Origin of the sequence: Azospirillum sp. B506, assembly GCF_000333595.1 — a bacterium.
Taxonomy (GTDB): domain Bacteria; phylum Pseudomonadota; class Alphaproteobacteria; order Azospirillales; family Azospirillaceae; genus Azospirillum.
The window spans coordinates 1-5,500 of the sequence record NZ_BADK01000478.1; the positions used below are offsets into that span (position 1 = coordinate 1).

6 protein-coding genes are annotated in these 5,500 nt (G+C 63.5%); 3 read left to right on the top strand and 3 right to left on the bottom strand.

All coding sequences use genetic code 11. The features are described from left to right. The coding region (locus I71_RS14320; protein ID WP_244433837.1) for a DUF3369 domain-containing protein at nt 1-1,437 on the bottom strand (1,437 nt) is incomplete at its 3' end. A 553-nt stretch (nt 1,438-1,990) separates the two neighbouring features. Here I71_RS14320 and I71_RS14325 point away from each other — a divergent pair. Beyond that, nucleotides 1,991-3,604 (top strand): sensor histidine kinase, encoded by a 1,614-nt coding sequence (locus I71_RS14325; protein ID WP_244433838.1) that lies wholly within the window; start codon nt 1,991-1,993, stop codon nt 3,602-3,604. Here I71_RS14325 and hisE read toward each other — a convergent pair. Then, entirely contained in the window at nt 3,601-4,047 is a 447-nt protein-coding gene (gene hisE, locus I71_RS14330) for a phosphoribosyl-ATP diphosphatase (protein WP_244433839.1), read from the bottom strand. The genes I71_RS14325 and hisE overlap by 4 nt on opposite strands. 241 nt (nt 4,048-4,288) lie before the next feature. Here hisE and I71_RS14335 point away from each other — a divergent pair, with 241 nt between their 5' ends. After that, entirely contained in the window at nt 4,289-4,483 is a 195-nt protein-coding gene (locus tag I71_RS14335) for a hypothetical protein (RefSeq protein ID WP_042695528.1), read from the top strand. Nucleotides 4,484-4,528: 45 nt separating this feature from the next. Next, nucleotides 4,529-4,729 carry a hypothetical protein gene (locus I71_RS14340; RefSeq protein ID WP_042695529.1) on the top strand — a complete coding sequence of 67 codons (201 nt, stop codon included), beginning with the start codon at nt 4,529-4,531 and terminating at the stop codon, nt 4,727-4,729. Nucleotides 4,730-4,840: 111 nt separating this feature from the next. Here the strand turns inward: I71_RS14340 and I71_RS14345 are convergent. Continuing rightward, nucleotides 4,841-5,500: Crp/Fnr family transcriptional regulator (locus I71_RS14345; RefSeq protein ID WP_042695530.1), on the bottom strand; the 660-nt coding region annotated here is incomplete at its 5' end.

Here is a 5,500-nt window from a genome sequence, read left to right on the forward strand (position 1 = left end):
GGTCAGCCGAAACTCGCGGTCTGGATAGGCGACGCGGAAGGGCTGGACGACAGAGCGGATCAGCTCCGGCAAATCCACCTTGGCGCATTCGAGAACGAGAGCGTTGCTTTGAAGCCGCTCGTCCGTCAGATGGGAATCGATCAGGCCGGTCAGGCGCTGCACGCTGCCGCGAATCACCGCCAGCCGTTCCAGCATCTCCGGCTCCACCTGCCCGGCGCGCATCGCCAGCAACTGTGCCGCGCTGTCGATGATGGCGAGCGGCGTGCGGAACTCATGGCTGACCATGCCGAGAAATTGGCGTTGCTGGTCGCGCGTCAGCAATTCACGCTCCAGCGCACGCTCCACCCGCTCCTTTGCCAGGATCAGTGCCTTCTGGTTGGCCGCCAGTTCGACGGTCCGTTCATCGACCCGCTGTTCCAGCGAGCGGTTCAGCGCCATCAACTCCTCGTAGAGGCAGACATTGTCGAAGCCGATGGCGACACGGTTGCAGAACAGCTCCAGCAGTTGCCGCTCGTCGGGCGTGTAGGGATCCGCCCGCTCCAACCGGAAGACGGTGACACCATGTTCGCGCGTGCGGAACACCAGGACGCAGCGGTCATCGTGATAAAGGTTGCGCTGGCTGACCAGGGCCCCCACCACCTCCGCCGCCGCCTCGGCAGGCAGAATCTCGCCCACCGGCGTGCCGATGCTGCGCGCGAACGGACCCAGCCCGGCCACGACGTCGACGCTCTGGCACCCGTCGGCACGCGCGACCGGCCGACAGGCCAGCACCGCCGGCTCATGGCCGTGATCGACGACGCGCGCAAGCTGCTCCGCCAGCCGTTCGACAAAGGCTCGCATCGGCCGCATCTCGAACAGCGGGGCGGAGGCACTGAGAATCCGTTCCAATCCCTGCCTGTTGCGTTCGATCGTCACGATATCGCGCCATGCCCGCAGCGCGCTGACCAGGGCGGTGAACAGGCGCTGCGCCGTCAGCTCGCTCTTGGCCTTGTAGTCGTTGATGTCATAGCCGACAATGACATCCCGTTCCGGTGCCTGTCCCGGTTGCCCGGTGCGCAGGATGATGCGCATGCGGCGATTGCCCAGCTCCTCCCGGATGTGGCGAACCAGCTTGAGGCCCGCATCCTCAGTCTCCATCACGACATCGAGCAGGGCGATGGGCAGATCGGGCCGCCGGGCGAGAACCGCCTTCGCCTCTTCCGCCGACAGGGCGCTCACCACCTCGAACGGACGTCCGTCGAATTCAAAGTCACGCAGCAGCACCGCAGTCATGGCATGGACCTGGGGATCGTCGTCCACCACCAGGACCGGCCAGGGCTGGCCAGTGGATTTGTGGGGCATCGCCGCTATTGTGGTGCCGTCGTCCGGACCGAACAGCAGGTCGTCGTCCGGTTCCCCATCAAGCCCACGGCACTGCCCCTCGCCTCCCTCCATCATCCGCCGCCCCCGTCGCCCTGCGCATGACAACCAGTATCACGCCAGGATGGAACCACCCTGCGGTGCCGGATCCAAGTCCGATCAGGCGAATTGGCAGCATTCGTTTCAATTTGTCGCATATGAGCGGCGAGTGTGTCCGGCTGCCATCAATGTTGCGCAAGACTTCATTATGCCAGGACATAACAGGATTTCTGCGATGCGCGGATCGCCAGCGTCGATAATCATCCCGGCTCCGGCCTTCCACCCTACGCAAGTACAGCTCAGCTTTACACTGCGTCAAAATGCTCGAATTGCCAAAACAAGACACCTGGAGAATCGGCCTTTTGCCGGAACCCGATGGCATCCAGAACACACACTTTCAAGAGAAATGGTTTTGGATTTCATCTCGACATAGTTGTTGAGTGACGGGCTGTGGCGCTTGAGCTATCATCATGCCCTGCACTCCCCCTCATGAACGGACCGCCTCGCCACGATGTCCCCCACCGGCTTCGAACAGGATCCACATGCCATAGGAAGCCGGGATTCTGGGCTCGCCGGACGCAAGGCCACCTCGTTGGCGATCGCAGCGCTGCTGGCTGCCGCGTTGGCGCTCACCGCAGCCCTGCTGGTGTTCTCGGCCTATCAGTACCGCAGACAGGTGATCGCCGAGGCCGAAAACCGCAGCATCGCCATCGCCCGCGTCCTGGAAGAGCATGCGGCCAAGACGTTGGGAATCCACGCATCCACCCTGTCGCATATGGAATGGATGGTCGACGACCTCGGCTGGGAGCGGATCGACGGTTCTCCTTTGCTGTACGAGCGGCTGAGGGCGATGGCGTCGCAAACACCGGAAGTTCAATCCTATTGGGTCTTCGACGAGAGCGGGCGGGTGCGTGCCAGCAGCTTCGAATGGCCGATGCGTCCGTTGAACGCCGCCGACCGCGAGTATTTCCGCACCCACCTTACCCCCGACGACAGGATCCACATCGGCCCGCGACTGAGCGGCAAGATCGTGAGGGAGATATTCTTCACCCTCAGCCGCCGGATGGAGTTTCCGGATCACAGTTTCCAGGGCGTGGCGCAAATCTCCCTGCTGCCCAGCTATTTTGCCGGCTTCTACCGTTCGGTCCTGCACGGGTCGCACGACGTAATCCTGCTGATGCGGGAAGATGGGGAGGTGCTGGTCCGGAATCCGCTGAACGCCCCGGACGACCGTGTCGATATCGGCCGCTTCCCGGAACTGATCGCAGCACGCGACACGAACGGGGTCTTCCGTGCGGTGACGCCCTTCGACGGGGTCGAGCGGGTGATCGCCCGCCGCAAGGTTCCCGACCTGCCGGTCTATGTGGTCTATGGCACCGATGTCGCCTCCATCGAGACGGCTTGGCGTGACCGGGTGTTGCCTTATGTTCTGACCGCCATCCCGGCGCTCGGGTTGTTGAGCCTGCTGGGCGGCATCGCGCTGCGCCGGTCGCGCCAGGCCGCCGATGCGCAGGAGGCACTGCGCCGCGCCAACGAGGCGCTGGAAGACCGGATCGCCGAACGCACCCGCCATCTCGACCAGGCGCTGGCCGACAAGGAGGTGCTGCTGCGCGACATCCACCACCGGGTGAAGAACAACCTTCAGGTCATCCTCAGCCTTCTGGAATTGCAGGCACAGCGCACGCCGGAACTGGAAGCCCCCTTCAGCGAGGCACTGACCCGCATCAACACCATGGGGTTGATCCACGAGCAGATTTACCGGTCGACCGGCGTGTCGGCGGTCCGTCTCGACAGCTTCATCGAGGCTCTGGCAGGTCATCTCACCAGTTTCCATAGCCGCCCCGGCCGGACCATCGAGATCAGGCACCATGTGGAACCGCTCAGCCTCGACCTGAACCGGGTTGTTCCCTTCGCCCTGATCCTGAACGAGGTGGTGTCGAACGCCTACAAGCATGCCTTTGCCGGCCGCGGCACCGGCACAATCGACATCTCCGTGACGGAGAAGGGCGGATCGCTGTATCTGGCCATCGAGGATGACGGCACCGGCTCGCCGGAACCGGAGGATGGCGGCAGTCCCGGACGGCGATCGATGGGTATGGATCTGGTCCGGGCCTTCGCGCGCCAAATCGGTGGCGAGTACCACTTCACCAGGGGAGTTGGCACACGCTTCGAGCTGATCTTCCCGCAGGATGGGGACAGCGCCTAACGCTTGCAGCGCTTAGCCGGGCCGGCCTTGGAAGAGCCGGCTTCGCCGGCAAGCGGCTTGGCCGGAGCGGCTGTCGTGGATTCGTCGGATTTTGGCAATTTCTCGGCGATTCCGTAGGCCAGCTCGCGCCGCCGGAGCTCCGCCAGGATCTCATCGGGCGCAACATCCAGGTCCGCCAGCAGGACGACAAGATTGTAGAGGAGGTCCGCTGCCTCCATCACCAGCGCGCCGCGGTCGCCCCGCATCGCCTCGATCGCGACCTCGATCGCCTCCTCACCCACCTTGCGTGCCATTCGGGCGCGCCCCTGCGCCAGCAGCTTTCCCGTACGCGAGGCTTCAGGAATCGCGGAAGGCTCGCGCCGCATGGCCTGCACGGCGTCGTAAAGGCTGCGGAGAGGATCGGGACCGATATATTGCACCATGGACCTGAGGTCGTTTTTCAAGGGAACCTTGTCAATATGTTGGTTTGTTTTTCAAACATTCCATAAGCGCGGTTGGAACACTCCCGACAGCCTTCCATTGGGGATAATCGCTATGATCACTGATTGATACGATCAAAGACGATTTGTAAAAGCAAACCTCTGTATAGCTGTAATTTTTGCAGCATCCAGCAATGCAGAGTCAGCGTATTTGGCATTGGGTATACCAGTATATAGTCTCCTCAACAGCCCGATGGAGACGACAATGACCACTGCCACTTTCAAGCCGGGTACCGACCATCACGCTTCGGCCGACGCCCTGCACGCGGTTTCCGAATTTCCGGTGGCCTGGTTTGAAGCCACCCCGGCCTATCTGGCCCTGCGCCCGGTCGGCGCTTTCCTGACCGAATGGGCGGCCGCCACTCCGGTCGGCCTCATACTCAGCCTGTTGAAGCGCTGAAGACCCACCGCCCCGACCTCCACCCTGGAATCAAAGGAGACGATCATGAGTATCCTCAGCCTTCACCATGGTGACCATGGCAGCGCCCATGGCGACACGCAGTCACAGCATCCGGTTCGCGATTTCGCCGCCGACTGGATCGAAGCCACCCCGGCGGCCATCCTGCTGCGTCCGGTCGGTACGTTTCTGACGGAATGGGCGAAGGCCACCCCGGTTGCAATCCTGTTCCAGTCACTGCACCGCTGACAGCGGTATAAGAAAAAAGACTTTGAGGGTTTGAAAGGCGACCGCGGCAAGGCCCGACTGTTCGGGCGGCCGCGGCCTTTTCTTTTTGGGATCCCGCTTTTCCTGGCGCAGTCAGAGGCCGCCACGCACTTCCTCGACCAGCATTTCCAGCCGTGACAGATCGCGCACCACCAGCGCGTCTGATCTGCGCTCCAGTATTCCATCGCGGGTCAGGTCGCTCAGCACACGGGCCACGGTCTCGCGGGTGGTGCTGACGCGGGCAGCAATATCGGAGTGGACGGGGATCGGCGCGATGATCGCCGCCGCCCCCTGACGCGAGCCACGCTTGGCCAAGCGCAGCAGTTCGGCATGAACGCGGTTGTTGGCGCCGAGCGTCGACAACTCCATGATGCGGTCGGTGGCGCCGCGCAGCTTGTCGCACAGGCGCAGCATCATCGCCATCGCCAGTTCCGGATGGGCCGCGACCAGGGTCTGAAACGGCCTTGGCGGCAGGAAGGCGATCAGCGCGCCCTCCCCCAGCGCCACCACCGACGCCGAGCGGGGCCGACCGTCCAGGGCAGACATTTCTCCGACCAGTTCCCCCGCCTCGATATCGCTGAAGCTGATCTCCCGTCCGCCGGCGGAGTGGCTGAGCACCCGCACCCGCCCTTCGACCACGAAGGCAACGTCATGGGTATCGGCCCAATGGTCGATCAACTGCTCGTCGGCGGCGAAGCGGCGCCAGCGGCATTGCCGTGCGACAGCCGCGCGCTGGCCGGCGGACAGCGGGCG

What these genes read in the sequence shown, in the direction of transcription:
- I71_RS14340 (WP_042695529.1), top strand. Translation starts at nt 4,529, where the DNA reads ATGAGTATCCTCAGCCTTCACCATGGTGACCATGGCAGCGCCCATGGC.
- I71_RS14335 (WP_042695528.1), top strand. Translation starts at nt 4,289, where the DNA reads ATGACCACTGCCACTTTCAAGCCGGGTACCGACCATCACGCTTCGGCC.